General features: G+C 46.2%; 31 protein-coding genes. 29 read left to right on the plus strand and 2 right to left on the minus strand.

The features are described from left to right. Positions 1 to 70: 70 nt before the first annotated feature. The gene (locus tag IGI86_RS00500) at positions 71 to 835 is read right to left on the minus strand and encodes an OmpA/MotB family protein (RefSeq protein WP_008376629.1); all 765 of its coding nucleotides are present in this window, start codon (positions 833 to 835) and stop codon (positions 71 to 73) included. Between the two features lie 13 nt (positions 836 to 848). After that, positions 849 to 1,613 carry a flagellar motor stator protein MotA gene (gene motA / locus IGI86_RS00505; protein WP_005232810.1) on the minus strand — a complete coding sequence of 255 codons (765 nt, stop codon included), beginning with the start codon at positions 1,611 to 1,613 and terminating at the stop codon, positions 849 to 851. 620 nt (positions 1,614 to 2,233) lie between these two features. Between motA and flgB the strand changes: the two genes are divergently transcribed. The 29 genes from flgB to IGI86_RS00650 all read left to right on the plus strand — a co-directional run bounded on the left by flgB (position 2,234) and on the right by IGI86_RS00650 (position 25,083). After that, entirely contained in the window at positions 2,234 to 2,593 is a 360-nt protein-coding gene (flgB, locus tag IGI86_RS00510) for a flagellar basal body rod protein FlgB (protein WP_034872092.1), read from the plus strand. A 21-nt stretch (positions 2,594 to 2,614) separates the two neighbouring features. Beyond that, positions 2,615 to 3,031: a flagellar basal body rod protein FlgC gene (gene flgC, locus IGI86_RS00515; protein WP_005232807.1), complete on the plus strand. Its 417-nt coding sequence runs from the start codon at positions 2,615 to 2,617 to the stop codon at positions 3,029 to 3,031. A gap of 7 nt (positions 3,032 to 3,038) precedes the next feature. Continuing rightward, positions 3,039 to 3,362, plus strand: a complete 324-nt coding sequence (gene fliE, locus IGI86_RS00520; protein ID WP_005232801.1) for a flagellar hook-basal body complex protein FliE — start codon at positions 3,039 to 3,041, stop codon at positions 3,360 to 3,362. Positions 3,363 to 3,389: 27 nt separating this feature from the next. Further along, positions 3,390 to 5,012, plus strand: a complete 1,623-nt coding sequence (gene fliF, locus IGI86_RS00525) for a flagellar basal-body MS-ring/collar protein FliF (protein ID WP_050790974.1) — start codon at positions 3,390 to 3,392, stop codon at positions 5,010 to 5,012. Between the two features lie 10 nt (positions 5,013 to 5,022). Next, a complete protein-coding gene (gene fliG / locus IGI86_RS00530; RefSeq protein ID WP_005226586.1) occupies positions 5,023 to 6,027 on the plus strand; it encodes a flagellar motor switch protein FliG in 1,005 nt (334 codons plus the stop codon). Beyond that, entirely contained in the window at positions 6,011 to 6,769 is a 759-nt protein-coding gene (locus IGI86_RS00535) for a hypothetical protein (protein WP_005232791.1), read from the plus strand. The genes fliG and IGI86_RS00535 overlap by 17 nt, the downstream gene beginning before the upstream one ends. Then, positions 6,766 to 8,118, plus strand: coding sequence for a flagellar protein export ATPase FliI (gene fliI, locus IGI86_RS00540; protein ID WP_008376625.1), 1,353 nt, complete (start codon positions 6,766 to 6,768; stop codon positions 8,116 to 8,118). The genes IGI86_RS00535 and fliI overlap by 4 nt, the downstream gene beginning before the upstream one ends. 22 nt (positions 8,119 to 8,140) lie before the next feature. Further along, positions 8,141 to 8,560, plus strand: coding sequence for a flagellar export protein FliJ (fliJ, locus tag IGI86_RS00545; RefSeq protein ID WP_005232789.1), 420 nt, complete (start codon positions 8,141 to 8,143; stop codon positions 8,558 to 8,560). A gap of 64 nt (positions 8,561 to 8,624) precedes the next feature. Beyond that, positions 8,625 to 9,962, plus strand: a complete 1,338-nt coding sequence (locus IGI86_RS00550; protein WP_005232788.1) for a flagellar hook-length control protein FliK — start codon at positions 8,625 to 8,627, stop codon at positions 9,960 to 9,962. A 12-nt stretch (positions 9,963 to 9,974) separates the two neighbouring features. Continuing rightward, entirely contained in the window at positions 9,975 to 10,406 is a 432-nt protein-coding gene (locus IGI86_RS00555) for a flagellar hook capping FlgD N-terminal domain-containing protein (RefSeq protein ID WP_003129052.1), read from the plus strand. Then, positions 10,403 to 10,765, plus strand: coding sequence for a hypothetical protein (locus IGI86_RS00560; RefSeq protein ID WP_005232787.1), 363 nt, complete (start codon positions 10,403 to 10,405; stop codon positions 10,763 to 10,765). The genes IGI86_RS00555 and IGI86_RS00560 overlap by 4 nt, the downstream gene beginning before the upstream one ends. 78 nt (positions 10,766 to 10,843) lie before the next feature. After that, the gene (locus IGI86_RS00565; protein ID WP_430617641.1) at positions 10,844 to 11,740 is read left to right on the plus strand and encodes a flagellar hook-basal body complex protein; all 897 of its coding nucleotides are present in this window, start codon (positions 10,844 to 10,846) and stop codon (positions 11,738 to 11,740) included. A 35-nt stretch (positions 11,741 to 11,775) separates the two neighbouring features. After that, complete coding sequence (locus tag IGI86_RS00570; protein ID WP_005226609.1) at positions 11,776 to 11,973, plus strand: flagellar FlbD family protein; 198 nt, start codon at positions 11,776 to 11,778, stop codon at positions 11,971 to 11,973. Between the two features lie 11 nt (positions 11,974 to 11,984). Beyond that, positions 11,985 to 12,488 (plus strand): flagellar basal body-associated FliL family protein, encoded by a 504-nt coding sequence (locus IGI86_RS00575; RefSeq protein WP_413142563.1) that lies wholly within the window; start codon positions 11,985 to 11,987, stop codon positions 12,486 to 12,488. A 14-nt stretch (positions 12,489 to 12,502) separates the two neighbouring features. Continuing rightward, positions 12,503 to 12,868, plus strand: coding sequence for a flagellar biosynthetic protein FliO (locus IGI86_RS00580; protein ID WP_008376622.1), 366 nt, complete (start codon positions 12,503 to 12,505; stop codon positions 12,866 to 12,868). Then, the gene (fliP, locus tag IGI86_RS00585) at positions 12,865 to 13,629 is read left to right on the plus strand and encodes a flagellar type III secretion system pore protein FliP (protein ID WP_005232783.1); all 765 of its coding nucleotides are present in this window, start codon (positions 12,865 to 12,867) and stop codon (positions 13,627 to 13,629) included. The genes IGI86_RS00580 and fliP overlap by 4 nt, the downstream gene beginning before the upstream one ends. 25 nt (positions 13,630 to 13,654) lie before the next feature. Next, positions 13,655 to 13,918: a flagellar biosynthesis protein FliQ gene (gene fliQ / locus IGI86_RS00590; RefSeq protein ID WP_005232782.1), complete on the plus strand. Its 264-nt coding sequence runs from the start codon at positions 13,655 to 13,657 to the stop codon at positions 13,916 to 13,918. A gap of 12 nt (positions 13,919 to 13,930) precedes the next feature. Next, on the plus strand, positions 13,931 to 14,680 hold the full coding sequence (gene fliR, locus IGI86_RS00595) for a flagellar biosynthetic protein FliR (RefSeq protein WP_016619533.1): 750 nt from the start codon (positions 13,931 to 13,933) through the stop codon (positions 14,678 to 14,680). A gap of 30 nt (positions 14,681 to 14,710) precedes the next feature. Then, positions 14,711 to 15,778 carry an EscU/YscU/HrcU family type III secretion system export apparatus switch protein gene (locus tag IGI86_RS00600; protein ID WP_430617643.1) on the plus strand — a complete coding sequence of 356 codons (1,068 nt, stop codon included), beginning with the start codon at positions 14,711 to 14,713 and terminating at the stop codon, positions 15,776 to 15,778. A 19-nt stretch (positions 15,779 to 15,797) separates the two neighbouring features. Further along, positions 15,798 to 17,873: a flagellar biosynthesis protein FlhA gene (gene flhA / locus IGI86_RS00605; RefSeq protein ID WP_005226622.1), complete on the plus strand. Its 2,076-nt coding sequence runs from the start codon at positions 15,798 to 15,800 to the stop codon at positions 17,871 to 17,873. Between the two features lie 30 nt (positions 17,874 to 17,903). Next, a complete protein-coding gene (locus tag IGI86_RS00610) occupies positions 17,904 to 18,611 on the plus strand; it encodes a sigma-70 family RNA polymerase sigma factor (RefSeq protein ID WP_301387462.1) in 708 nt (235 codons plus the stop codon). Next, on the plus strand, positions 18,608 to 19,309 hold the full coding sequence (locus tag IGI86_RS00615; RefSeq protein WP_016611606.1) for a flagellar hook-basal body protein: 702 nt from the start codon (positions 18,608 to 18,610) through the stop codon (positions 19,307 to 19,309). The genes IGI86_RS00610 and IGI86_RS00615 overlap by 4 nt, the downstream gene beginning before the upstream one ends. A 10-nt stretch (positions 19,310 to 19,319) precedes the next feature. Next, on the plus strand, positions 19,320 to 20,102 hold the full coding sequence (locus IGI86_RS00620) for a flagellar hook-basal body protein (protein WP_008376613.1): 783 nt from the start codon (positions 19,320 to 19,322) through the stop codon (positions 20,100 to 20,102). A 12-nt stretch (positions 20,103 to 20,114) separates the two neighbouring features. Next, positions 20,115 to 20,825, plus strand: a complete 711-nt coding sequence (locus IGI86_RS00625; protein ID WP_301387467.1) for a cell division ATP-binding protein FtsE — start codon at positions 20,115 to 20,117, stop codon at positions 20,823 to 20,825. A gap of 154 nt (positions 20,826 to 20,979) precedes the next feature. Continuing rightward, positions 20,980 to 22,275 carry a methyl-accepting chemotaxis protein gene (locus IGI86_RS00630; protein WP_005226627.1) on the plus strand — a complete coding sequence of 432 codons (1,296 nt, stop codon included), beginning with the start codon at positions 20,980 to 20,982 and terminating at the stop codon, positions 22,273 to 22,275. Between the two features lie 18 nt (positions 22,276 to 22,293). Then, on the plus strand, positions 22,294 to 22,797 hold the full coding sequence (locus IGI86_RS00635) for a chemotaxis protein CheW (protein ID WP_194193629.1): 504 nt from the start codon (positions 22,294 to 22,296) through the stop codon (positions 22,795 to 22,797). Then, entirely contained in the window at positions 22,769 to 23,278 is a 510-nt protein-coding gene (locus IGI86_RS00640) for a chemotaxis protein CheD (protein ID WP_005226629.1), read from the plus strand. The genes IGI86_RS00635 and IGI86_RS00640 overlap by 29 nt, the downstream gene beginning before the upstream one ends. 15 nt (positions 23,279 to 23,293) lie before the next feature. Continuing rightward, on the plus strand, positions 23,294 to 24,304 hold the full coding sequence (gene cheB / locus IGI86_RS00645; protein ID WP_151195379.1) for a chemotaxis-specific protein-glutamate methyltransferase CheB: 1,011 nt from the start codon (positions 23,294 to 23,296) through the stop codon (positions 24,302 to 24,304). A 5-nt stretch (positions 24,305 to 24,309) separates the two neighbouring features. Next, positions 24,310 to 25,083 carry a CheR family methyltransferase gene (locus IGI86_RS00650; protein ID WP_034878173.1) on the plus strand — a complete coding sequence of 258 codons (774 nt, stop codon included), beginning with the start codon at positions 24,310 to 24,312 and terminating at the stop codon, positions 25,081 to 25,083. Positions 25,084 to 25,097 lie beyond the last annotated feature (14 nt).

The raw sequence follows: 25,097 nt of genomic DNA on the forward strand, positions 1-25,097 counted from the left end.
ACAAAAAAGCCAAGACGAATGTTGCTCATCTTGGCTTTTCATAATGATATTTATAAAACCTTATTACGGGCTATTGTGTCGTTTCGGTCCGCTGGATGATCATCTCCACGCGGCGGTTTTCCGAGCGGCCTTGTGGGGTGTTGTTATCGGCTTTCGGTTCGGTATCGGCAAAGGCTTGGATGGCAGCATTTTTTTCTAAAACGGCGCCTTTGCTGATGAAGTATTCCATAACGGTAATCGCACGAGCGGAACTAAGATCCCAGTTAGATTGGTAGCGGCCATTGCCTTTTTCCGGTACGTTATCGGTATGCCCGGCGATCACGATTTTGTTGGCTTTTAGTTTTTTCAGTGAGTCCGATAGTAGATCCAGTGACTGACGAGTGGTGTCCGTGATCTCGGCGCTACCAGAGGCAAACAAGATGCTGCTGGCTAGCGTGATATGCAAGCCATCGGATTCCAAGCGGACTTCTGTCTGGTCTTTTAAGCCAGAAGCGGCGAGTTCTTGTGACAGCTGGTCGCTGATTTTTTCTAGCTGCTGATTTTCCAGTTGGGTCCGGACCGCTGCTTCTTGCGCTTGTGCTTCGGCAGAAGTGGCGGCTTTTTTTCGCGGCGTGGTCTCGCCCATATCGATCACTGACCCGATGACGGAGGCGTTGCTGTGGTGGCTGGAAAGGATGGTGCCGAATTCGCTTCGGATTTCTTGAAACTTCTCATCATCGACTTTCGCCATGGCAAACATGACGATGAATAAGGCCAGCAGCAAGGTCAACATATCCGAGTAAGGCAAAAGCCACGCTTCGTCTACATGTTCTTCATGTTTCTTTTTTCGCTTCATGTCGCTTCACCCTTTATAATTGTTCTTGCCGTTTTTTCGGATCGATCAAGCTGTATAATTTTTTCTCAATACTTTTCGGCGATTGTCCGGCTTGGATCGCTAAGACCCCTTCAACGATGATCGACATCATTTGGACTTCTTGCTCCGATTTCAAAGTTAATCGTGAGCTAAAAGGAATGAACAGCACATAACCGAAGAAAATACCATAAAGGGTCGCCACAAAAGCCGCCGAGATCATATGACCCAGTGCTTCTACATCCTCTAAATTGCCTAGCGCCCCTATCAGCCCGATCACGGCTCCTAACACCCCTAAGGTCGGGGAACTCGTGCCGGCGGTTTTAAAAATAGCCGAGCCGATGCGATGCCGTTCTTCGATCCCATAGATCTCATTTTCCATGATTTCTTGGATCTGTTCGGCAGCGATGCCATCCACCACCATTTCCAAGCCCTTTTTTAAAAAAGGATCTTCTAAGTTTTGGATAGCACCTTCAAGAGATAGTAGGCCATCGCGCCGAGCTTGGTTAGCTAATTCAACGATGGTATTGATGGTTGTTTTTAAGTCGTATTCTTTATTTTTCAGCAGAACGCCGAAGATCTTCGGGATTTTTTTGATATCACTGCTGGGAAATGAATTGATAACGGCTGCGATCACACCGACGAAAATGATGATCGCGGCTGCCGGATTGATCAAAACGGCCACATTGGCACCTTTTACAATCATCCCAACCACCACAGATATCAATCCTAAAATAATACCGATCAGCAAGAAAAAATCCATTTGTTGCGTCCTCCTAAATTCTATTTCCAGGTTTTAAACCCTCATTTATTTTATCGGTGAATTAAAATCATTCTTAATAGCAAAAAAAAATAATCCAAAAAATAACTAAAATAAATTTTCTGTTTCTCCTTTTTTTGTTCTTTTTTTGACAAGTTTCGTCAAATTGTTGAAATGGTACAGCTTGCAATTTTTGTGAATATTTATAGATGGTACCGTTTTTTTTCGTGAAGCGTTTCTCAGGGTTTGTCATGTCAACAGGCACAAATGAAAATTTTTTAATCAATTTTTCGAATAATACTTGTTTTTTTATCAAAAAATTGATTTTGATCAAAAGGCATAGATATGCTTGTAAAACGCTTTATATCGATCGTTTGCTTTTTATAACTGGGGACGAAATTGCGATGAAACAGTGTTTAACAAATAACATAACACGTCTGTAACTTAAATGTCATATCCGTAAAGTTGCAAAAATCAAATTGTAAAATAAAAATAATTCTACTATAATGACATCACGTCTTCTTGTTTTTTTAATCTATAACAAAAAAATAAATAAATATATTTGTTTCTGTTCCATCGATGAAAAAAACGTTTGGTACAGAAGGTGGAAGGAGCAATTATTGTTGGATACCTATGATTTATTAAAAACAGCTATGAACGTTTCTGCACAACGCGCAGAATTGATTTCGTCTAATATCGCTAATGTCAACACGGATGGGTACAAAGCAAAACGCATTGTGTTTGAAAGCGAATTAAAGCAGGCACTCGCTTCGTCAGGGACCGACGCTGTAACAGAAGCGTCAGTTTCTCAAGTAAAACCGAAAATCACTGAAAATGCAACTACCAGTATCAAAGACAACGGCAATAACGTGGATCTTGAGGTAGAGATGTTGGATCAAGCAGCCAATGGGTTGTATTACAGTGCATTGACCGCACAAGTCAACGGACGCTTACAAATGATGAACCTTGTCTTGAGTAATTGATAGAAAGCGCAGGAAAAACAAATGGGTATATTTAACGGACTAACGATCAACGCGAGCGGTCTAGCATTGGAACGGTTAAAACTAGATACGATCTCCAGCAATATCGCAAATGTAAATACAAATCAAACACAAACAACCGCGGCTTATCAAAAAAAGAGTATTCTTTTTTCAGAAAATTTAAAAAATAGTCGTGAAGGAACACCGGCTACATACGGTGTCAAAGTGACGGGGATCGCTGCCGATGAGACGGAAAAACTGACCTATGATCCTACCAATCCCGCTGCCAACGCTGAGGGATATGTCGGTCAATCAAATGTGGATATTGCCGATGAAATGGTGGCAATGTTGCAAGCGGTTCGAACGTACGAAGCCAATGTTTCTGCTTCAGAAATGAATAAAACAATCTTGAAAAAAGCATTAGAAATATCAAAGGGGTAACGAGAAAATGGATGGACTTTTAACGACAGGATTAACAGACTACCAAAACGTTTTGCGGACACTAGGCACGGGGGCTGCTTCAAACGAGACTAGTGTTGTGGGCACCAAGGAAAACCAGTTTTCTTCCTACTTGACCAATGCGGTCGATCAGTTGAATCAAAAAACGGCGGTCATGGATCAAGATACTGTCAATTTGATCACCGGCGATGAAAGCGATCTAGGCAATGTGATGATTCGCATGACGGAGGCGCAATTGGCGCTACAAACAGCCGTTCAAGTACGAAACAAGTGTTTAGAAGCTTACAATGACGTGAAAAATATGCAGTTTTAGCAGTGGGTGAGGGAATAAGAATAAATGATGGATAAAGTGAAAGAATGGACAGAACAACTCAAAGACCGTTGGCAAATGCAAAGCTCTTTAAAGAAAATGATCGTTGTTCTTTCCGTTATCAGCGTTCTCGGAATCACAGCAGCTGTTTATTATTTAAATACGCGAATTGAATACGGTATCTTGTTTACGGATCTAAGCGATGCCGATGCGGGAACGATCAGCAAGGATTTGGATGAACAGCAGATCGCCTACAAATTAGCCGACAATGGGACGACTATTTTGATCGATAAGGACCAAGTCGATGAATACCGCATCAATCTTGCCGTGGACAATAAGTTACCAAATACCAGTACAGGCTTTGAATTATTTGATGATGCCAACATGATGACAACGGATGAAGACCGCAAAATCATGTATCAGCGGGCAGTAACGGGCGAACTACAGCGAGCAATCGAGTCGATCGATGCGGTCAAATCCGCCAAAGTTTTACTCGTGATGCCAGAAGAAAGTGTCTTTTCTTCGGAGGAAAGTGCGCCGACGGCCTCTATCGTGTTGTCCTTGAAAAATCAGCAAATCTCAGACGAGTCCGTGCAAGGGATCGTTACCTTGACTTCCGGCGCAGTGGAAAAGCTGAAGCCTGAAAATGTAAAAGTCGTTGATAGCGCGGGCAATACGTTGACTAGAACCGAAGATGAAGCCAGTCAATTAAGTGGCTTAAACAATAAATACATTGCCATCAAAGATTCCTATGAAAAAACGCTAGAAGAAAAAGTAGCGAAGTTGCTGACACCGATCTATGGTGCAGACAAATTCCAAGTGTCGATCAATTTAGACTTGAATTTTGATTCGATCGAGCGGAAGAAAGTCACTTATGATGACCCAGAGATCAAGAGTGAAACAGTGCAGGCTGCTGGTTCGCAAGGGACCGTCCAAGAAGCCCAAACAGGGACTGTGGATGACAATGTCTCCAATGTGACGGGCACGGACGGAGAGGGGAACAATTCCTACAGTCGCTCCGTTGAAAATGAATTGGATACCGAGACCACTACGACCATTACGGCTCCTGGCATGATCGAACGAATGACCAGCTCAATCGTGATCAATGCGAACCTTTCGCAAGCGGATCAAGCAGAATTGCAGCAGTTGATTGCTAGCGCCGTCGGCTATGACAATGATCGTGGCGATCAAATTGCGATCCAAGGGTTTGACTTTGCCCAAGCAGAGGTTGATCCAGCCGCTGATCCTCAAGGGAATGAACAGATTGCAGCTGCCAAAGGTTATGTCAAGTATGCCATCATCGGCGGTATCGTGTTGACCTTGTTCTTGGTGATCTTAATGATCGTTGGCGTGATCCGACGCCGACGCAAAGAAGACGAGTTGGAAGTGGATGTGACGGATGAAATGGTCACTTTTGCACAACCATCCGCTGCTAGCATCGGAGCGAGTAACCCGGTTGCACAAGAAGTCGTTTTTGGCGGTGTCGGTAACCGGTCTGCTGAAACGAAACCAGCGGTGCCAGAAGCATCCACACAAGAAGCCACAGCAGAACATACAGGAGAACCAACATTGGATCAAACGGCTAGAAATTATGCCGAAAGCAATCCTGAAGTAGCGGCGGAATTGATCAAAGCTTGGATGAAAGAAAAATAAGGGGGCAGCCATGGATACAATAGACGGGGTAAAAAAAGCAGCGATTCTTCTGATTTCTCTAGGATCAGATACCTCTGCAAAGATCATGAAGCTGCTGCCAGAATCATTTATACAAAAAGTGAGCTATGAGATCGCCAACATCGACTTTGTCAGTCCCGAAGAGCGGGATCAAGTGTTGGAGGAATTTTCTCATACCGCAACGGCCCGCAAATATGTCTTAGACGGCGGGATCGATTATGCCAAAAATTTGCTGAACCAAGCATTAGGCCCTCAAAAAGCCAAAGAAGTCATTGACGTATTGACTCAGATTCAGCTGCGGGAACGGCCCTTTAATATCGCTCGCAAAGCCGATGTTCAACAGTTGACCAATCTGTTGATCGGCGAACATCCACAAACGGTAGCGTTGATTTTGTGCTACATGCAGCCGGACAAAGCGGCCAGCGTCTTGTCACAGTTTCCCGATCATTTGCAAGTGGAGATCGCTGAACGGATCGGGACGATCTCCAGTACGTCGCCTTTGGTGATCGAACGGATTGAAAAAGTGATCGAGAACAAATTCTCGAATTACATTGAGAACGATACGGAAAATGTCGGTGGTGTGCATACACTGGTAGAAATCTTGAACTCAGTCAGCCGCAGTACTGAAAAGAACATTTTGAACGACTTGGAAAAGCGGCAACCGGAACTATCCAACGAAGTGAAATCAAGCTTGTTTACTTTCGAGGATATCGTGACCCTCGATCGCTTGGATGTTCAAAAAGTCTTGCGAGATGTTCAAAACGATGTCTTAGTCTTAGCGCTTAAAGGCACGACCGACGACATCAAGAACTTTATTTTCTCCAACCTCTCATCACGGGCGGTGGAAAATCTGCAAGAAGAAATTCAATTTATGGGTCCTACCCGCTTGTCTGCTGTAGAAGAAGCCCAACAAAGTGTGGTGGCTGTGATTCGACGGCTAGATGAAACCGGTGAGATCTACATCGGAAGGGGCGACCAAGATGCAGTGGTCAAATAGCAGTTTATTGAAGCAGCAGGCGGTCAAAACGACTGAAGCTGCTCGCAGTATTTTGACGGATACGACCATCAAAGCGCCGATTGAGAAACCGAGCTTAGACCCAGAACTGCAAGCGGCTAGACGTGCACGCCAGTTGGAGCAGGAACGGCATCTGCAGCAAATGGAAGCCTTGAAACAGCAAATCTTGACCGATGCACAAGCGCAAGCGGCGCAAATTCTAGCAGAAGCGAGAACGGAAGGCTTTCAAGCAGGACAAGCAGACGGCTTTCAACAAGGCTATCAAGAAGGACTCAATGCCAGCAAAGAAGCCGCGCAAGCATTGATGACACAAGCCCAAGCCAATGTCGCTGAAGCCGTTTCTGAAATCAACACCTTTCGCTCAGAGAAAAAGCAAGAAATGATCGCTTACGGCACGGCAATCGCCGAAGCCTTGATCAATCAACGTTTTACAGACGAGCAAGCAGGCTTCCTGCCTTTTGTGGAGTCTGTGCTATGGCAATTTGAACAACCCGATCAATTTGTGACTATTCGCAGCCAAGAGCAGCATCTTGCAGGGTTGCGAGAATTGTTGGAAACCAAAAAACAGACGATCAGCGGGTTTCGCTATTTACTCATGGCAGATGACGGCTTGGCGGAACACGATTTTTGTATCGAATCTGAAAATGCCTTGGTGGTTTTTGAACTGAGGGAAGAAATCGCTCGCTTTTTGAGCCAATTTTTAGAAAGCAGTGTGAAGGAATGACGTTTGAATTACCGATCACAGCGCTGCGCAAAACAGCGCAAGCACAGCCGTTCTTTACCACTTACGGCAAAGTCAGCGAAGTCGTAGGTCTGCTGATCAAAGTCGAAGGGCTGTCAGTTTTCATAGGAGAAATCTGTGAAGTCGCACTGCAAAACAAGACACATACAGCTTTAGCCGAAGTCGTGGGCTTTGTGAAAAAAACCGTGCTCCTGATGCCCCTTGATCAGCTAGAAGGCATCGGACCGGGCTGTTTAGTGCGGCCAACTGGCAAATCGTTGACGGTAAAAATCGATGATACGCTACTAGGGCACACCTTAGATGGACTAGGGCGACCGTTAGATATGGCGCTGGATCTGGAAACTGCGTCAGAATATCCAGTTAGTCAAGATTCTCCTGACCCCTTTCGTCGTCAAAAAATCGCTGAGATCATGCCGACAGGTGTCCGGGCGATCGATGGTCTCTTGACCGTCGGCCTTGGCCAACGGATCGGCATTTTTGCTGGCAGCGGGGTCGGTAAGAGTACCTTATTGGGGATGCTGGCTCGTTATTGCGAAGCAGATGTCATCGTGATCGGCTTGATCGGCGAGCGAGGACGAGAAGTCAAAGAATTTATTGAAAATGATCTAGGCCCAGAAGGCTACCGCAAGTCGGTCGTTGTCTGTGCTACCTCCGATATGCCACCCCTTGTACGACTAAAAGGGGCTCATGTGGCAACGGCGATCGCTGAGTATTACCGCGATCAAGGCAAGAAAGTCGTATTGATGATGGATTCGGTGACCCGTTTTGCGATGGCGCAGCGGGAGATCGGTTTATCAACAGGTGAACCACCGACGACCAAAGGCTATACCCCTTCTGTGTTTACAGCTTTACCGAAGTTGTTAGAGCGCAGTGGGATGTCTGACAAAGGCTCGATCACTGCCTTTTATACCGTCTTGGTAGAAGGTGATGACATGAATGAACCGATCGCTGATGCGGTGCGGGGGATTCTTGACGGTCATATTCTGTTGTCACGGAAAATCGCCGCTCAAAATCATTATCCTGCCATCGATATTCAAAACAGCCTCAGCCGTTTGATGAAGACCCTCGTTTCTGAGGAACAGCATGAACATGCGGGGGAACTAAAAGAAAACATGGCCGTTTATGCAGAGGCCAAGGATTTGATCGATATCGGTGCTTACAAAAGCGGCAGTAATGCGTTGACCGACCAAGCGATCGCGTTGCATCACCCCATCCTACGGTTTTTACAGCAAAAAGTGGATGAGCGGATCCCATTTGAACAAACGATTTTTGAATTGGCGCATTTGTTCAGTGAAGAAGCGCTGATCGAGCGCCAGCGTTCGACCATGTAAAACAGATCATAAAGGAGCAACCATGCAAGCATTTCACTTTTCCTTAGAAAAAGTATTGGATCACCGAAAAACCATTGAGCAAGAAGCCAAACGAGCGTACGCCCAAAAACAGCAATTGTTGATTCAGCAAGAACAGCACCTGAACACGCTGGCACAGGAAAAAGCCCAGCTTTTTGATGTCAATGAAATGACCATTGGGCGGATGCAAGTGCAGCAACGCTATTTGCTTGCTTTGAATGCCACCATCGATGAGGTTCAGAACAAAATGTTTCACGTGAAGCAAGAATTGGCAGAGTCTTTATCGGTAGTGGTAGAAGCGCAGCAGGAACGCAAGATCGTGGAAAAACTGCGAGAAAAACAATTTGCTGAATACACCTATGAACAGCAATTGGAAGAGCAAAAACAATTGGATGAGTTCGGCAATCGCGCCTTATTTTCTTAAAGAACTAATGTTTTAGTGATGAGATGACCTTGGTTTTAAAGCATCAGCTGAGAGGAGGTGAACAATGAAAGAGATCACAACAAGTGCCGCAACCGCTGTACCTGTCGGTAGCAAATCAAAAAAGATGGAGGCGTCACCAGAGGTCTTCAGTTTGATGATGCGACAGCTGACAGTTCAAGCAGGCAGCAACCTGCCAGCCCCTATCGAAACATCAGGGATGACGGAGCAAATCGCCGCCGCACCAGAAATGGGTACGGCCAGCAGTATGGAACATCTGCCGCAGGAGTCAGAAATCACTTCAGCAGCTGAACAATCTGCAACGACGCAAGCGCCAGAAATGAGCCAGATCAGCCAGACACCTTTTGCAGGCTTGGTTCAGGAAGCGGCACAGGCATCAATGGTAACGACGGAGCAGAACCAAACAAGCGCCACAGCAGCTTTAGCACCAATAGACGTAGCCACCACAGTCATCGACCCCTCCGAGTCTACGCTTGAAGGTCTGGATTTGATGACAAATGATAGAAGTGAAGCCGCAGCACCAACGCTTGAAACGCCTTTGCCAGAAGACTTAGTAGGCGAAGAGCAGTCCACGGCAAAAGGGATCGCGACTTTCAAGGAAATCGATTCAGTAACAAAAGCCGCGATTGCGCAGACGACAGAAGCACAGCTGAAACAGTCCACCGAAGGGACCGCTCAATTGGGCCAAACGGGACCATTGGATCAAGTGTCGCCAGTGACCCACCAAGCGACGGATACGACTAGCACCTTGCAAAGCACGAAGGAAACAGTCGCCAAAAATACGGAAGCTGTTTCTGCACAAGCCATTGCTTTTTCGGCAGTAACCGACAATGAAATGGCGACACCAGCACTGCAACTGCTTGATGTTTCTCCCCTTTTGAGCAAGCAAGGACTAGCGCCAACAAAAGCGAGTATGGAGCAAGCGGCTCTGCCCTTAGCAAAAGCGACTGCCCAACTCGTCCAAACGAGCAGCACGTCAAGCGAGAAAAAAATCACGTTGCAATTCGTTCCCGAGAAATTAGGCACGATCCAGCTTTCTCTAGAAACGAATGCCCAAGGCAGCCGCTTAGAACTGACCGTTCAGCAGCCGCAAGCCAAAGAATTATTGCTGTCCATCAAGCATGAGCTAGAGCAAGTTTTGCAAAAGCAAGAGCAGCCGATCCTAGCAATCAAAGAACCTACGTTAGCTTCTGTCCAGCAGGCTGGTCCGCTGTCAAATCAATCCTTTGCCGGCAGTATGATGGCAAGTGACAGTCAGTTAAACCAACAGCGTTTTTTACAGGCTCAAAAAGGACAAAGCAAAAAGCCATTTCATCAAAGCAATACGGTTGAAGAAGAGCAGCAATTAGCACCGATCGATCATGCGATCAGTATTTTAGTGTAAAGGAGGAGACCTATGGCAGATGAAATTACAGCAGCTGCGGCCGGTATTGCCAATACATCGGCATTAACGCAAACAAAAAAATCTTCAGATATCTCCATGGATGATTTTTTGAAGATCTTAGCAGCATCTATGAGCAACCCATCGATGGGAGGCAGCGATTCTTCTGGTGGTGGTAGCACCGACTATATCTCGCAACTGGTTCAATTTACGACCTTAGAGAGCTTGAATGAATTGAGCGAAACGTTGACGACCTCGGTGATTTTACAGCAACAGCAGCAAGCTTTTAGCTTGATCAATAAACAAGTCACTCTGATGGACGGCACAGAAACATTGTCAGGAACCATCGAAAAGGTCCGCTTTGCCAATGGCTACGCCACGATCGTCGTAAATGGCAAAGAATACAGTATGAGTGCGATCCAAGAGATTGGCGGCGAAGCAAAATGAGTTTGACGATTCAACAGGGGCTGCAAAAAGTTGCCGGGGAGCCTTATCAAAATCCCCGCAAAGCCGTGGACAAACAAGCCTTCTCTTCAATGCTTGAACAAAAACAAAACGACATCAAAGTCTCGCACCATGCGCAAAAGCGTTTGACCGCAAGGGAATTGACCTTACAAGACGATGATTACCAATCCCTTTCAACGGCGCTTAGCGAGCTAGCGGAAAAAGGCAGCAAAGAATCACTGCTTGTTTACAAAGATATGGGCTTGATCGCCGATGTCCATTCACGAACCATCATTACGGCGATGGGGATGAATGAGCTTCACACCGTCACCAATATTGACAGCGCCACATTTATCAAATAGCAGCTGGACTGAAAAGGGGCTGCAAGTATTTTCTGAATGACAGAGGAAAATACGCCAACCATAAGGAGGAAAATAAGCATGTTACGATCATTATATTCAGGTGTCAGTGGAATGAAAAATCTTCAAACGAAAATGGACGTGGTTTCAAATAATATCGCCAACGTCAATACGGTTGGGTTCAAATCAAGTCGAGTCCTTTTCCAAGACATGATGAGCCAAACGATGTCTAACGCAACTGCACCAGGCAACGGCTTAGGCGGGATCAATGCAACGCAGATCGGTTTAGGGGTTCAGACGGGCTCCATCGATACCATCAATACAGTCGGTGCCCCGCAATCGACTGGCCGCAGCATGGATTTTTATATCAGCGGACAAGGCTACTTTATGGTACAAGGACCAGGAGCAAATGGCGAAACCTATTACACACGAGATGGCGCATTTGTTCGCGACAGCAACGGAACCTTGACCAATAGTGATGGGATGCAAGTCTTAGGTCGTTCAGTCAATGGCGGTCAACCAGTTGTCTATGATGACAACTTTGATGAAAACACGGCATTGAGCGGACAAGGTGCGGTATCTCCCTTGTCGATTCCAAGCACACTGACCGTCAATGGGGAAACCTTGACCTATAACTCCATGGCAATCGATGCCAATGGCTTAGTGTTGGCAAAATACGGCAATCAAACCTTTGTGATGGGAAAAGTCGGTGTCGCAACCTTCAATAACCCAGAAGGCTTAGAAAAAGTCGGCGGCAACAACTATACCCAAACCAGCAACTCAGGAAATGCGATCGTTGCAGGCCCCGGCAATAATGGAGCGGGAACGCTGCAAGCAGGTGCCTTGGAAATGTCGAATGTCGATCTTTCGACAGAATTTACCGAAATGATCATTGCGAGCCGTGCCTATCAAGCAAATTCAAGAAGTATTACGACTTCTGATGAAATGCTGCAAGAATTATTGAATCTAAAACGTTAAGAACGTGACGCTTCATCATTGAGAGGAGTTTGACCATGATTCTAGTGACCGCATTGAATGGCAAGCCATTCTATTTAAATCCAACATTGATTTATCGGATCGAAGAAATGCCGGATACATTGATCACACTGACAGACGGCAAAACCTTAGTGGTGACGGAAGCTGCGCAAGAAGTTGCGCAGCGGGTGATCGAGTATCATACGGTGATCCATTCGAACCAAGTGAAAACGTAAGGGTGGGAAAGATGGCAAAAGAAGAAAAAGTACCAAAAGCAGAAAAAGAGAAAAAAGGCTTGAGCATGGTTGTTTTACTGCCGATCCTCTTGATCGTGGTAGTCGGCGGCAGTATCGGCGGAACCTTAGTGACGAATCACTTTTTGACGGGGGAAAAAACAGCAGCTGCTGAAACAGCAAAAGACAGCAGCAAAATCTCCTCAGACGAAGCGATCGTGGCGTTGGATGAATTTTTAGTCAATCTGTCAAAAGAAGACAACCAAGAGCAGCAATACATGAAGGTCAATTTATCGATTTTAGTGGCGGATGAGGAAAAAAGTGCGGAAGCCACGAAAAATGTGGCTGTCATTCGTGACAGCGTCGTAAACTTATTGCGCCAACAAAAGGCCAGCGGTATTTTGAGCTCCGCCGAAAGTGTACCGAATTTAAAAAAAGCATTGAAAGAAACAATTAATCAGGAATACGGATCAGAAATCGCCAAGGATGTTTATGTGACGGATTTAGTGATCCAATAGAAAGAGGCATGTTGATGGAAACATTTTTATCGCTGGTCAAAATGATTGGGTTTTTGCTGCTTATTCTTTATTTGATCAACATTAGTTTGAAATATTTGAATCGTTACACGAACCAGCACAATCACCAGTTGCGTATTTTGCAAAAAATCGCCGTCAGCAAGTCGTCTTCGATCGGGATCGTCCAAATCATGGACAAATGTTACGTCATGAGCTTTTCTGAACAGCAAAATCAGATCATCAAAGAGTTGACGCAAGAAGAAACGGCCGCTTTTTTACAGCAAAGCCTAGAAAGCACCCAAGTGCAAGCTGGCAAAGACTTTTCTGAATGGCTCAACAAAGCCAAGGCGGAAATTGCTGGAAAACGAGGCAAGCAAAAATGAAGATCAAAGGCAGAGATATCAAGATCATGGCTGCGGTCCTTTTCAGCAGTCTGATGCTTCCGCAGACGGCGTTTGCGTTAGACACGGAAGACGTCAGTTCCACCATTAACAATTTATTGTCGAATGGGAATGGCTCAAGTGATACGATCAATACTTTCTTGTTGCTGACGCTGCTTTCCCTTTTACCAGTCTTGCTGATCATGATGACTTCTTTTACTCGTATCATCATGGTTTTGTCCTTTGTGCGCAGTTCGTTAGGTACACAGCAAAACCCGCCCAATCAAGTGTTGATCGGGTTGGCCTTATTCTTGACATTTTTTATTATGAAACCTGTGTATACCGACGTCTACCAGCAAGCGATTGAACCGTTTGATCGACAAGAGATCAGCCAAGCCGAAGCCTTTGACCGCTCAGAAAAACGGATCAAGGCCTTTATGATGGTACAGACACGGGAAAAAGACATTGCCTTGTTTGCGGAAGCTGATGGGGAGACCGAAAAGTATCATTCTTCTGACGATGTTCCTCTGACCGTTATGGTACCGGCGTTTATTATCAGTGAGTTACGAACGGCTTTCAGTATCGGCTTTTTGATTTTTATCCCCTTTTTGATCATTGATCTGGTCGTCTCTAGTATCTTGATGTCGATGGGGATGATGATGCTGTCGCCGATCATGATCTCACTGCCCTTCAAGATCTTACTATTTGTTTTAGTGGATGGCTGGTATCTGATCGTGGAGTCGCTGATCAAGAGCTTTCAATAGCCGCTAAGAAAGGAGCCAAGAGGAAATGACAGTAGAAATGGTACTTGATGTGCTAAGGGAAGCCTTTCTTCGAATTTTAGCGATATCTGGCCCTGCCTTATTGGTCGGCATGCTCGTTGGATTGGTGATCAGTATTTTTCAAGCCACTACCCAAATCCAAGAACAAACGTTGAGCTTTGTGCCGAAACTATTAGCGATTTTTTTGACTTTGATCTTAGCGGGAAATTTTATGCTGAATCTCTTGTTGAATTTTACCGAAATGATCTTCAAAATGATTGCGGCAATGTAAGGAGGAAACCTGATGGCGACGATTCAAGCGACGGTGTTGATTTTTTGTCGAATATTGGCGTTTGTCGTCCTTTGTCCGATCTTCTCACAGCAAAATTTTCCGTCACTGGCAAAAATCGTGATTGGCATGGCGTTGACGGTCCTATGTCTGCCGACGGCACCTGCGATTCCCGAGCTTTCCCTCTTTATGCTGACGGTTTTCGTCATCAAAGAAGTACTGTTTGGGATGGCGATGGGCTATTTGAGCCAGCTGGTCTTTACCGGCGTGGAAATTGCGGGCCAATTGATCGACTTTCAAGTAGGCTTTTCGATGGCGCAAGCCTATGATCCGACGTTGCAAATCGCCTCTTCCCAGTATGGCAAAACGTACTATTGGCTGACGATCGCTGTGTTTTTTGGTCTTGATCTGCATCATCGACTGATCACAGCACTGCTGTTGTCTTTTCGGATCGTGCCCTTAGGCTCTGTGGTGATCCAAGGCACGACGGTTGAAGGCATCGTCAAACTTTTCAGCCAAATGATGGTGATGGCAGTCAATCTTGCGGCACCAATGATCATTGCGCTGCTGTTGGTGGACCTCGTGCTAGGTGTGATCTCTCGTTCGATCCCCCAGATCAATATTTTGATGATGAGTCTCTCGATGAAAACTGCCATCAGTTTTGTGGTGTTTCTCTTGCTATTACCCAATGTCCTTTCGTACTTAGGCAAACACTTGCCAGATACGGTCCGCTACTTGCAGGAGTTTATCGAGTCCTTTCAATAAAGTAACAGGCAGCCAGCAGGAGGTGAGAAGATGGCAGAAAAAGATGGCAAAACCGAGCTACCCAGTGCCAAGCGGCTGCGGGATGCCCGCAAACGCGGGGAGGTACCTAAGACCCAGGAATTAGCAGCTGCTGTTTCGCTGCTGGTCTTCTCATTTTTGATCCTGTCTTTATGGCAGTTTTTCGCCGCTTCTTTTTTGCCTTATTTTTCCCAAAGTTTGGCGCAGCTGGCTGATTATCAAACCAGTTTGGCGGATCTGCCAAAACTGGGGGTGCAGAGTATCTTGCTGCTGCTTTTGTTGTGTGCGCCCGTCTTTCTGGTTGCGCTCGGAGTCGGGCTTATCACGAATTATGCCCAAGTCGGTCTGTTGTTTTCCGGCAAGGCCATCAAACCAGATTTTAAAAAGCTGAACCCCATCAGCGGGATCAAGCAGCAATTCAGTTTGCGCTCGTTGATGAATTTAGGCAAAACATTGGCGAAATTCGGCGTGATCGTCTACTTGTGCTATCAACAATTTTTAGCCGCCGTCCCTGTTTTACTGGGTTTGAGTGAAGTGGGGTTGGAAAAAACGATCCTGTTCATGCTGCTGCGGGCCAAAGAATTGTTTTTACAGATTTCGATTTTCTTGATGATTTTAGCCGTAGTCGACTACGGCTACCAGCGCTATAGCCATCGTAAGAACTTGATGATGAGCAAGCAGGAAGTCAAAGAAGAGTTCAAGCAAATGGAAGGTGATCCGCAAGTCAAAGCACAGCGCAAAGCGAAGTACCGTGCGATGACCCAAAATGCCATCGCCAACGTCAAAGAAGCGACGGTTTTGATCACCAATCCGACCCACTTCGCCATTGCGATTCGTTACGATGCCAGCAGTGAAGGGGTGCCTCGGGTCTTGGCCAAAGGGGCAGATCAGCTGGCGCAGCGGATGAAAGCAGAAGCCCTGAAAGAAAATATCCCACAGATCGAAAACCGTGAAGTGGCACGGGCCCTTTATCGTCAAGTAGAACCCGGGGATCTGATCCCTGTTGAAATGTATGAAGCCATTGCCGAAATCATCGCTTTGGTCTATCAGTTAGAAGAAAGCCAACGCGGCAAGATTTAAGGAAACAGGAGGAACAAAAATGAATGAGGCTGCCTCAAAACCGAAAAAAGGCATTGGTCTGGCGGATATCTTAATCTCGGTGATCGTCCTAGCTATTATTGGTTTGATTATTATTCCATTACCGAGTGCATTATTAGATATTTTGATCATTATCAATTTGACGATTGCGATCAACATTTTACTGATCACCCTGTTTACCAAATCAGTGTTGGAATTCACTACGTTTCCAACCTTGCTGCTGATCACAACGATGTTTCGTTTAGGTTTGAACCTATCTTCCACTCGTTTGATCTTGACCCAAGGAAATGGCGGACACGTGATCGATGCCTTTGCCAATGTCGTTGCCGGCAGCAATTATATCGTGGGGATCATTTTGTTCGTGATCATCATGGTCGTTCAGCTAGTCGTCGTGACCAATGGTGCAGGGCGTGTCTCAGAGGTGACTGCTCGATTCACATTGGATGCGATGCCCGGCAAGCAAATGGCGATCGATTCCGACCTAAATGCCGGTTTGATCACAGAAGCGGATGCCCGCAAACGACGAAAAGATCTGCAGCGAGAAGCTGATTTCTTTGGTTCGATGGATGGTGCCAGCAAGTTTGTCAAAGGAGATGCGATCGCAGGGATCTTGATCACTGTCATCAATTTAGTTGGTGGGGCGATCATTTTCTCCATGGGCGGACAAATGACCGTCATGGAAGCCTTCGCCCAATTCGGGAAACTGGCGATCGGGGATGGCTTGGTCAGCTCGATTCCCTCTTTACTGATTTCGATTGCTTCTGGGGTGATCGTGACTCGTTCCGATAACGATAGTTCCTTTGGTTTGGATATTGCGGCAGATGTGATGCGTAATCCCCAACTGTTTCGGATCGTGGGGGCGATTCTCTTCGTTTTAGCTTTAGTTCCCGGGTTTCCTTTTGTGCCTTTTGTGTTGATTGGCTTAGGCCTTTTCGCAGCCAGCTTTCTGGTGACGCAAAAAGAAGAAAAGCAGCGAGTGGAACAAAAACAATGGGAACAAAAACTGGCACTGGAACGCAAAAAAGAAGCACAGGAAGAAGACGATTCCGTGGCTTCCTTCCAAGTGGAACCAATCTCAGTGGAAATCGGTTATGGTCTGATCCCTATCGTGGATAGTTCGATCGACAACAGCTTGATGAACCGCATCGTGGCGATCCGTAAACAGAGTGCTAGAGAATTAGGGATCTTAGTCAGTCCCGTTCGTATTCGCGACAACCTCTACTTGGATGCCAATGATTACGTGATCAAGATCCGCGGCAACGAAGTCGGCCGCGGCGATATTTACCCGAACAAAGTCATGGTGATCAGCCCGAATGAAGAGCCATTTCCTTTTCAAGGAATCACAACAAAAGAACCAGCCTTTCATCTGGATGCTATGTGGATCGATGAATCCGATAAGGAGATGGCGGATCTGCAAGGGTTTACGATTATCGAGCCGTTGACCGTGATCGCAACACACTTAAAAGAAATCATCTATGCTCATGCACCAGAGCTGTTAGGTCGCCAAGAAGTCAAGAAATTATTGGAGGGCATCAAAGAGCAGTACAATGTCGTGATCGATGAATTGATCCCCGATATTTTGCGGCTCGGCGAGGTCCAAAAAGTTTTACAAAATTTATTGGATGAACAAATTCCCATCAATGACTTAGCAACGATCTTAGAAACCTTAGCCGATTACGGCGTTGTCACGAAAGACGTAGAAGTTTTGACAGAATATGTTCGCCAAGCACTGAAACGGACGATCGCTGCCAAGTATGCCAATGAGAACCACGAGCTGCAAGTGGCGGTGATCCAGCCGAAACTAGAAGAAATTATCGCTCAAAGTATCCAAAAAACCGCAACTGGCTCGTACCCGGTCTTAAAACCAGATACCGTGACCAAGCTGTTGGATTCCATCAGTGGGATCCAACATGCGGCGATCGCTCAAAATATCAATTTCGTGATTCTGGCATCGCCTAAGATCCGGTTAGCATTCAAAAAAATGATCGTTTTTAATTTTCCAGATATCGCCGTTCTTTCTCTGAATGAGATTCCCAATGAAATTGCGATCGAAACGGTGGGCAGTATTGACATTTAAGCAGAATTTTCTTAGGAAGGGGCATCGCCGATGTATGAAGTCGATCGAGAAGCGGAGATCATCAAGTATCTGCCGCTAGTGGAACGGGTGGTTCAGCGCCTGTCTATCAAAACCGCCGATTATGAATCAGGCGATCTCTACAATATTGGGGTGATTGGGCTGATGGATGCCTTGCGGAAATTCGATCCCTCAAAAAAAGTTCCTTTTGAAAGCTATGCAGCGATTCGTATCAAAGGGGCAATTATTGATGAAGTACGCAAGCACGCCAAAATCTCCCGATACAAAATGGCGGCAGTCAATCAGTTTTATCAAGCACGGCAAGAGTTGGAGCAAAGCCTCAAAAGAGAAGCGACCGACACCGAGATCTGCAAACAGCTGGGAATCAACCAAAGTCAATTAGCGGATATTTATGAGAGTCTGCACTACTTAGCCAGCGTCTCTTTGGAAGATACCTTGTTTGCTTACCAAGAAGAAGGCATGACCTTAAAAGATATGGTTCGGGATCCAGCCGAAAATGTCGAAGATACCTTGGTCGCCGAAGAAAAACGCACCGCTTTGGTTGCGTGCATCAAAAAATTAGGGGAACGGGAACAATTGATTTTAAGTTTGTACTATACCGAAGAACTGACGTTAAAAGAAATCGCTGAAATCTTAGAAGTCTCGATTCCGCGAGTTTCACAAATTCATGGCAAAACGATTGCCAAATTGAGCACATTGATTGAGGAGGAACTGGCATGATTCGAGGACTGGATGTCTTATCACGGAACATTTCATTATTACAAAAGCGACAAGAGACGACGAGCGGCAATATTGCCAATGTCAATACAACAGGGTATCAAGCAAAAACCTTATTCCAGTCGACGCTAGACGAAGTGGCATTGCATAATTACCAAAGCGGGCCCAATGCGGATACCCGCCGTGACATCGGTGGATTGTCTTTAGGGACGCAATTAGCAGGCAGTACGATCAGTCAAGACCAAGGTGCTGTCAAACAGACGGGACAAGCCAGTGATTTTGCACTGCTTTCCGAAGGCTACTTTGTCGTTCAAAACAATGCGGGTCAGCGGTTGTATACGAGAAATGGCGACTTTACTGTCAATCAGCAGAATCAATACGTGACACAAGAAGGCTATCTTGTCTTGGGTGCCAATGGACAAGCAGTCAGCGCCTTAGGACCAGCGAACTTTCAGATCCAAACATTCCCCCAAGAAGCATTGACTACAGATGGTCAAAACTACGTGACTAGCAACGCAGCAGGAACCACTGTGAATGCACCAGTGATCCAACAAGGTGCCTTAGAACAAGCCAATGTAGCGGTTGCCGATGAAATGGTGGCGATGATCCAGACTTCTCGGGAATTTGAAGCCAATCAGAAAGTCTTGAGTTCAACGAATCAGACATTGCAAAAAGCGGTCAACGAATTAGGAAAGATTTGAGGATGAGTCAATGAATATCAGTGGATTATTAGGAATCAGCCGTTCTGGGATGAATCATTTGCAGACAAACTTAGACACGACAGCCAACAATATTGCCAACGTCAATACCAATGGCTACCAAGCACAAACGACGCACTTTCAAGCATTGATGGAAAATGCCATCGGTGCAGAAGAAACGCTGTTTAATGGCAACGCCGCCCAATATGGTGCGTCAATGGGGGCGAAGGCAACCACGACCACCAGTTTTGCCCAAGGCAATCTGGCGGGCACTGCTCAGCCATTAGATCTCGCGATCCAAGGCAATGGCTTTTTCGGGGTTCGGGACCAAACCGGTCAATTGCTGCTAAGTCGAGCAGGCAATTTTCATTTAAGTGAGAACAAGCAATTAGTCAATAGTGAAGGATACCCTGTGGCAATGACCACAAACGTACCGACCGCGCAGTGGCCAGATGCGCAGCAAATCGCAATAGATGCCAGCGGTCAGTTGACGACGGAAGAAAATGGTCAGACTCGCGTGTTGGGACAGCTGACCCTTTATCAGCCGACGAATACAGAAAACATCACGTCAGTGGGCAACCAACTGTACAGTGCCGGTGATCAAGCGTTGCTTACTTCGCAAACCAATCCGGCAGCCTTTGGCAGCGTGTTGCAAGGACAGTTAGAACAGTCGACGGTGGATCTAGCGACGTCCATGACAGACTTGTTAACGACCCAGCGTGCGTATGGATTGAATACGAAAGCCATGCAGACAGCTGATGAGATGTGGTCCGTGATCAATCGTTTTACAGATTAGAGGAGAAAGAACATGATTCGCTTAACCAAGGTCAGTAAAAAATTCAGCAATGGTACGTTGGCATTGGCCGATATTTCTGTTGCGATCCCTCAAGGAGAATTTATCTATGTGGTGGGTCCCAGTGGTGCCGGCAAATCGACATTATTCAAATTGCTCTTGAAAGAAGAAGAGCTTTCGGCTGGTTCTATCCAAGTCGGCAATGTCTTGTTGGAACAACTCAAAGACCGTCATCTCTATATGATTCGACGACAAGTCGGTATCGTCGGACAAGAAGACCTTTTGCTTCCTTATCTGACGGTTGCCAAAAACGTTGACTATGCGCTGCAAGTACTAGGCACTCCCCGCAAGCTGCGTCAGGAAAAAACCGCCAAAGCACTGCAACTGGTGGGCATGTTTCCTCAAAAGGATCACTATCCTGAAGAGCTTTCCGTGGGACAGCGCAAAAAAGTAGCGATCGCGCGGGCGATCGTCACAGAGCCAGCAGTCTTGATCGCCGATGAGCCCACCGCCAATCTGGATGCGAAATCAGCCGTTGAAGTCATGAAACTGCTCTTGCGGATCAATCAAGTCGGTGCCACGATCCTCTTGGCGACCCACGACAGCACGATGGTCAATACGGTCCGTAATCGAGTAGTCGAGCTGCAAAACGGTCGTTTGATTCGTGATGAATACCAAGGCGGCTATACGCGCTTTGCTGATCCAAAAGATACATATGTCTGGTGAAGATGCTTAACTTTTCTAGCAAAAGATCCGATTAAAGAACTAGAAGATTGTTTTCATAATCGGATAAAGAAGGAGTGACCCAACGATTATCAAGTGAAGAGCGAATCTTGATAAACAGCACGACTGATCATTTTGCATAGGAAAGGATACTGTTATGAAGAAGAAGGTACAAGCTATCATCAAAAAAATCCGCTTGGCGGCGTTGATTCCGCTAGGATTTACCCTGATCGTATTATTAGGATGCTATTTCTTCGTGATCCGCACCCACGGAGACGGACAAGCAGCAAAAAGTTTCTTTATTTTTTCAGTGATCGTATTGCTGCTAGAAATCGCAGTGTTAGTAGGAATGACCTATTTGGTAAAAAAAGAGACCCACTCGGGCATGGATACGTTGTTGACAGAACTAGAAGCAGTTGGTTCTGGTGATCTGTCGCATATCGATGAGATCGGCAGCAGCGACCAAACTTCCCTATTTGGGCAAGTTCAAAATCGTTTTCAAGGGGTTTTAAACACCTTCAAAGCGGTGATCGTTGGCATGCACGAAGAAAGCAGCCGAATGGAAAAAATGGTAGGCGGCCTAACGACAACCTCAAAAAATGCCAAAAATTCAATTGAAAATGTGCGTCAGACGATGAATGCCATCGCAGATGCCACTAGTTCACAAGCCTCCGAAGCGGAACAAACCTCCTTTGATATGGACGAGCTAGCCTTAAGTATCGAAGAGATCCACAAAGAGATCGAATTGATGAACGGCTATGTCGGTCAATCCCAAAGCAGCAATGTCCACAATTCAGAAATGATGTTCCATGTATTTGAAAGCTGGGAGATCGAACGGCAAAACCAAGCGGAATTAGTGGAAAGCATGAACGACATGAACGAAGATGTCCAAAGCATCGGTAAGATCGTTCAGTTGATCAATGACATTTCTGATCAGACCAACTTACTGGCATTGAATGCATCCATCGAAGCAGCTCGAGCTGGAGAAGCGGGCCGAGGGTTTGCCATCGTTGCGGAAGAAGTCCGCAGCTTGGCGGAACAAAGCAGTCAATCAACGAAAAGCATTCGTTCGATCATTGAAACGATCCGCAAAAAATCGGAAAAAGTGGTCTCTGCAGTGACGGATTCCTTTGAAAGCGGCGAAAAACAAACCAACAATATCAACAAAGCGATCGAGTCAGCCAATGAGATCTCTGATATTGTCGAAAAATTGGTTTCAAGTATTCAAGCCGTGGAAGCCCATATTACCGGGATCGTTGAGAAAAAAGACATGGTTCAAGTTTCCGTCAGCAACATTTCGGCTGCTGTTTCGGAAACCTCTGCCGGCACCCAAGAAGTAACGGCAAACTTAGAGGACTTCTACTTAGTCATCGAAGACTTTGAGCGGAATGTGCAAGAGATCGAAACGATCGCCACTATCCTTAAATTCCAAGTGGATAGTTTCAAATTCTAAAAAGGAGCAGTGACGCCAATGGAACAATACGTTGTATTTAAAAGTCATCAACAACTCTTTGCCTTGCGTATCGACTATGTGGTACGGGTCATTGAGGCTGCTTCTTTTACACAGCTGCCGGAAGTGGCGGATTTCGTGTTGGGGATCCAGCCTTTTGAAGAGGCAATGGTTCCGATCATTGACATCCGCAAAAAGCTGTTTGATGAATTTACGCCGGAAACTGGGCAAAATGTGGTCTTGTTGTGTCACTGGCAAGAGCAAGCGATCGGCCTTTACGTGGAAGAGATCGTCGGCATTTTACCGCTAGTTGAAAGTCCTAGCAATGCGGAACTAAATACATCAGGACTCAAGCAAAACTATATCGAAGCCTTTTTGGAAAAAGACGATGAACTTGTGCTGGCATTGGAGCTGCCGTTTCTCTTCAGCTATGAACAAGCCGCTGAGATGACGGCGGAGTTAGACGCCTATCAGACAGAGGAATTGGCAGCCGCCAATGACCATGACAATGATGACCGTGAATGAGGAACTGCATGTGGGGATCTCGGAGTATAAGATCGCCCAAGCGCCAACGCGTTTGATCACGGTGGGTTTAGGTTCTTGCATCGGCACGATCATTTACGATGAAGCCAGTCATATCGGCGGCTTGAGTCATATTATGCTGCCAGATAGTCAGCCTTTTTTGCACAAGCGGGAAATCAAGCCCGAGAAGTTTGCGGATTTGGCATTGCCAGCGATGGTGGCTGAGCTGGAACAAAAGATCCGTCGGCCTCGCTTTCAAGCGAAAATCGTTGGCGGCGCCAATATGTTTCAGTTCCAGACGCTTAACGCTGCCAGCAATATTGGCCAGCGCAATATTGAAGCCGTCGAGGAAGTCTTGGCTCGGTTAAACATTCCGATCGTAGCCAAACATGTTGGCGGCAGCGCTGGTCGAACGATGATCGTAGATCTTCAGGATTTCAAGACCATGGTTCGGCAAGTCAAACAAGAAATCGTTTATTTGTAAAAGGAGTACAGGGACATGAAAAAAGTAATGATCGTCGATGATTCGGCATTCATGCGGAAAGTAGTGACAGATTTATTGAATCAGCTGCCTGATATCGAGGTGACCGTCGCTGCCCGCAATGGCAAACAAGCATTGGACTATCTGACCAAAGAAGCGATCGATTTGGTAGTAATGGATGTGGAGATGCCAGTGATGAACGGATTAGAGACCTTGCGGAGGATGAAACAGCAATCAGCCATTCCCGTCATCATGCTTAGTTCATTAACCAATCAAGAAACCACGATTGAGGCATTGGCGCTAGGCGCCCGAGATTTTGTCGAAAAACCGGTCAGTCTATCGATGATCGAAAAAGAATGGATCGCTGAATTTCATCAAAAGATTTTGGCGATGGATCATGAAGCCGGCACGGTTCAAACCTTGATGCCAACGATTGCCCAGCCCACTAAGCTGACGCAAAACAGCTTGCCGGTATCACTTGATGCGCTAGTCATTGGTGCTTCAACAGGCGGACCGCGTGCCTTGCTGGGGATAATCCGCCGTTTGCCTGCGCGTTTGCGTTGTCCCATTTTGATTGTTCAGCATATGCCTGCGGGATTTACGGCTTCCTTTGCAAAGCGCTTAGACACAGAGACAACCGTCCGAGTACAAGAAGCAGTCGATGGCATGCGGATCGAAAATCAAGTGTATCTTTGTCCAGGGGATTACCACATGACGGTCAAACAAGGGCACTTGCAACTGGACCAGCGAGAAAAACGACATGGGACGCGGCCAACCGTCGATTATCTTTTTTCCTCAGCAGCTGACTACTATGGCCCGCAACTAGCGGCAATCGTTTTGACGGGGATGGGAAAAGACGGCACCGCTGGCTTACGACAGATTCAAGCGGCTGGGGGCTATACGATCGTTCAAGACAAAGAAACGTGTACAGTCTTTGGGATGCCGCGGTATGCCATTGAACAAGGAGTCGTGGATGAAGTCCTGCCGTTGCAGGGCATTGAAGCAAAAATTGCACAGATGGTCAGGTGAAGAAGATGGAAGAAGAATTTGCCTTATTTAATGCGTGGGTGGATCGCCGATTAGGGATTCCATTAGCCGCATACAAAGAAAATCAAATGCAGCGCCGCATCCTTACGATCATGGAAAACAGCGGGGCAAAAACGTTGAGGGAATACCAGCAGTTGATTGAAGGAGATGAAGGGGTGCGGGCGGCTTTTTTAGCCCATATCACCATTAACGTAACGGAATTTTATCGCAACAAAGAACTGTTTGACGCCTTTGAACGCGTCTTGAAAACCATTGTTCTCCCGAAAACTACGCTGCCAAAAATTTGGAGTGCCGCATGTTCGATTGGGGCAGAACCCTATACGATCGCCATGCTGCTAGAAAAAAACCAAATTGCCGCAGCCAATGTCTTGGCCACTGATATCGATACGCAAATTTTGGCAAAAGCCAAGCAAGGACTCTATCGAGACCACGAATTGCGGAATGTCTCAGCGGCAGAACGTACCCGTTTTTTTGATGCAAAAGAAAAGAACCAGTTTCAAATCAAACCAGAAATCAAACGGCGAGTTCATTTTAAGCAACACGATCTTTTGAAAGACCCGTACAATGGGCCTTTTGATGTGATCGTTTGCCGCAATGTGACGATTTATTTCAAAAGTGATGCTCGGGATGCCGTCTATCAAAAATTCAGCGATGCATTGGTTCCAGGGGGCATTTTGTTTACGGGAGCGACAGAAACGATCAATTTTGCGGAACAATTCGGTCTCAAGAAAATCGATTCGTTTATCTATCAAAAAGTATAATTTTGTAAAGGAGG

The organism is Enterococcus sp. AZ188, from assembly GCF_050544075.1.
Classification (GTDB): Bacteria; Bacillota; Bacilli; order Lactobacillales; family Enterococcaceae; genus Enterococcus_D; species Enterococcus_D entomosocium.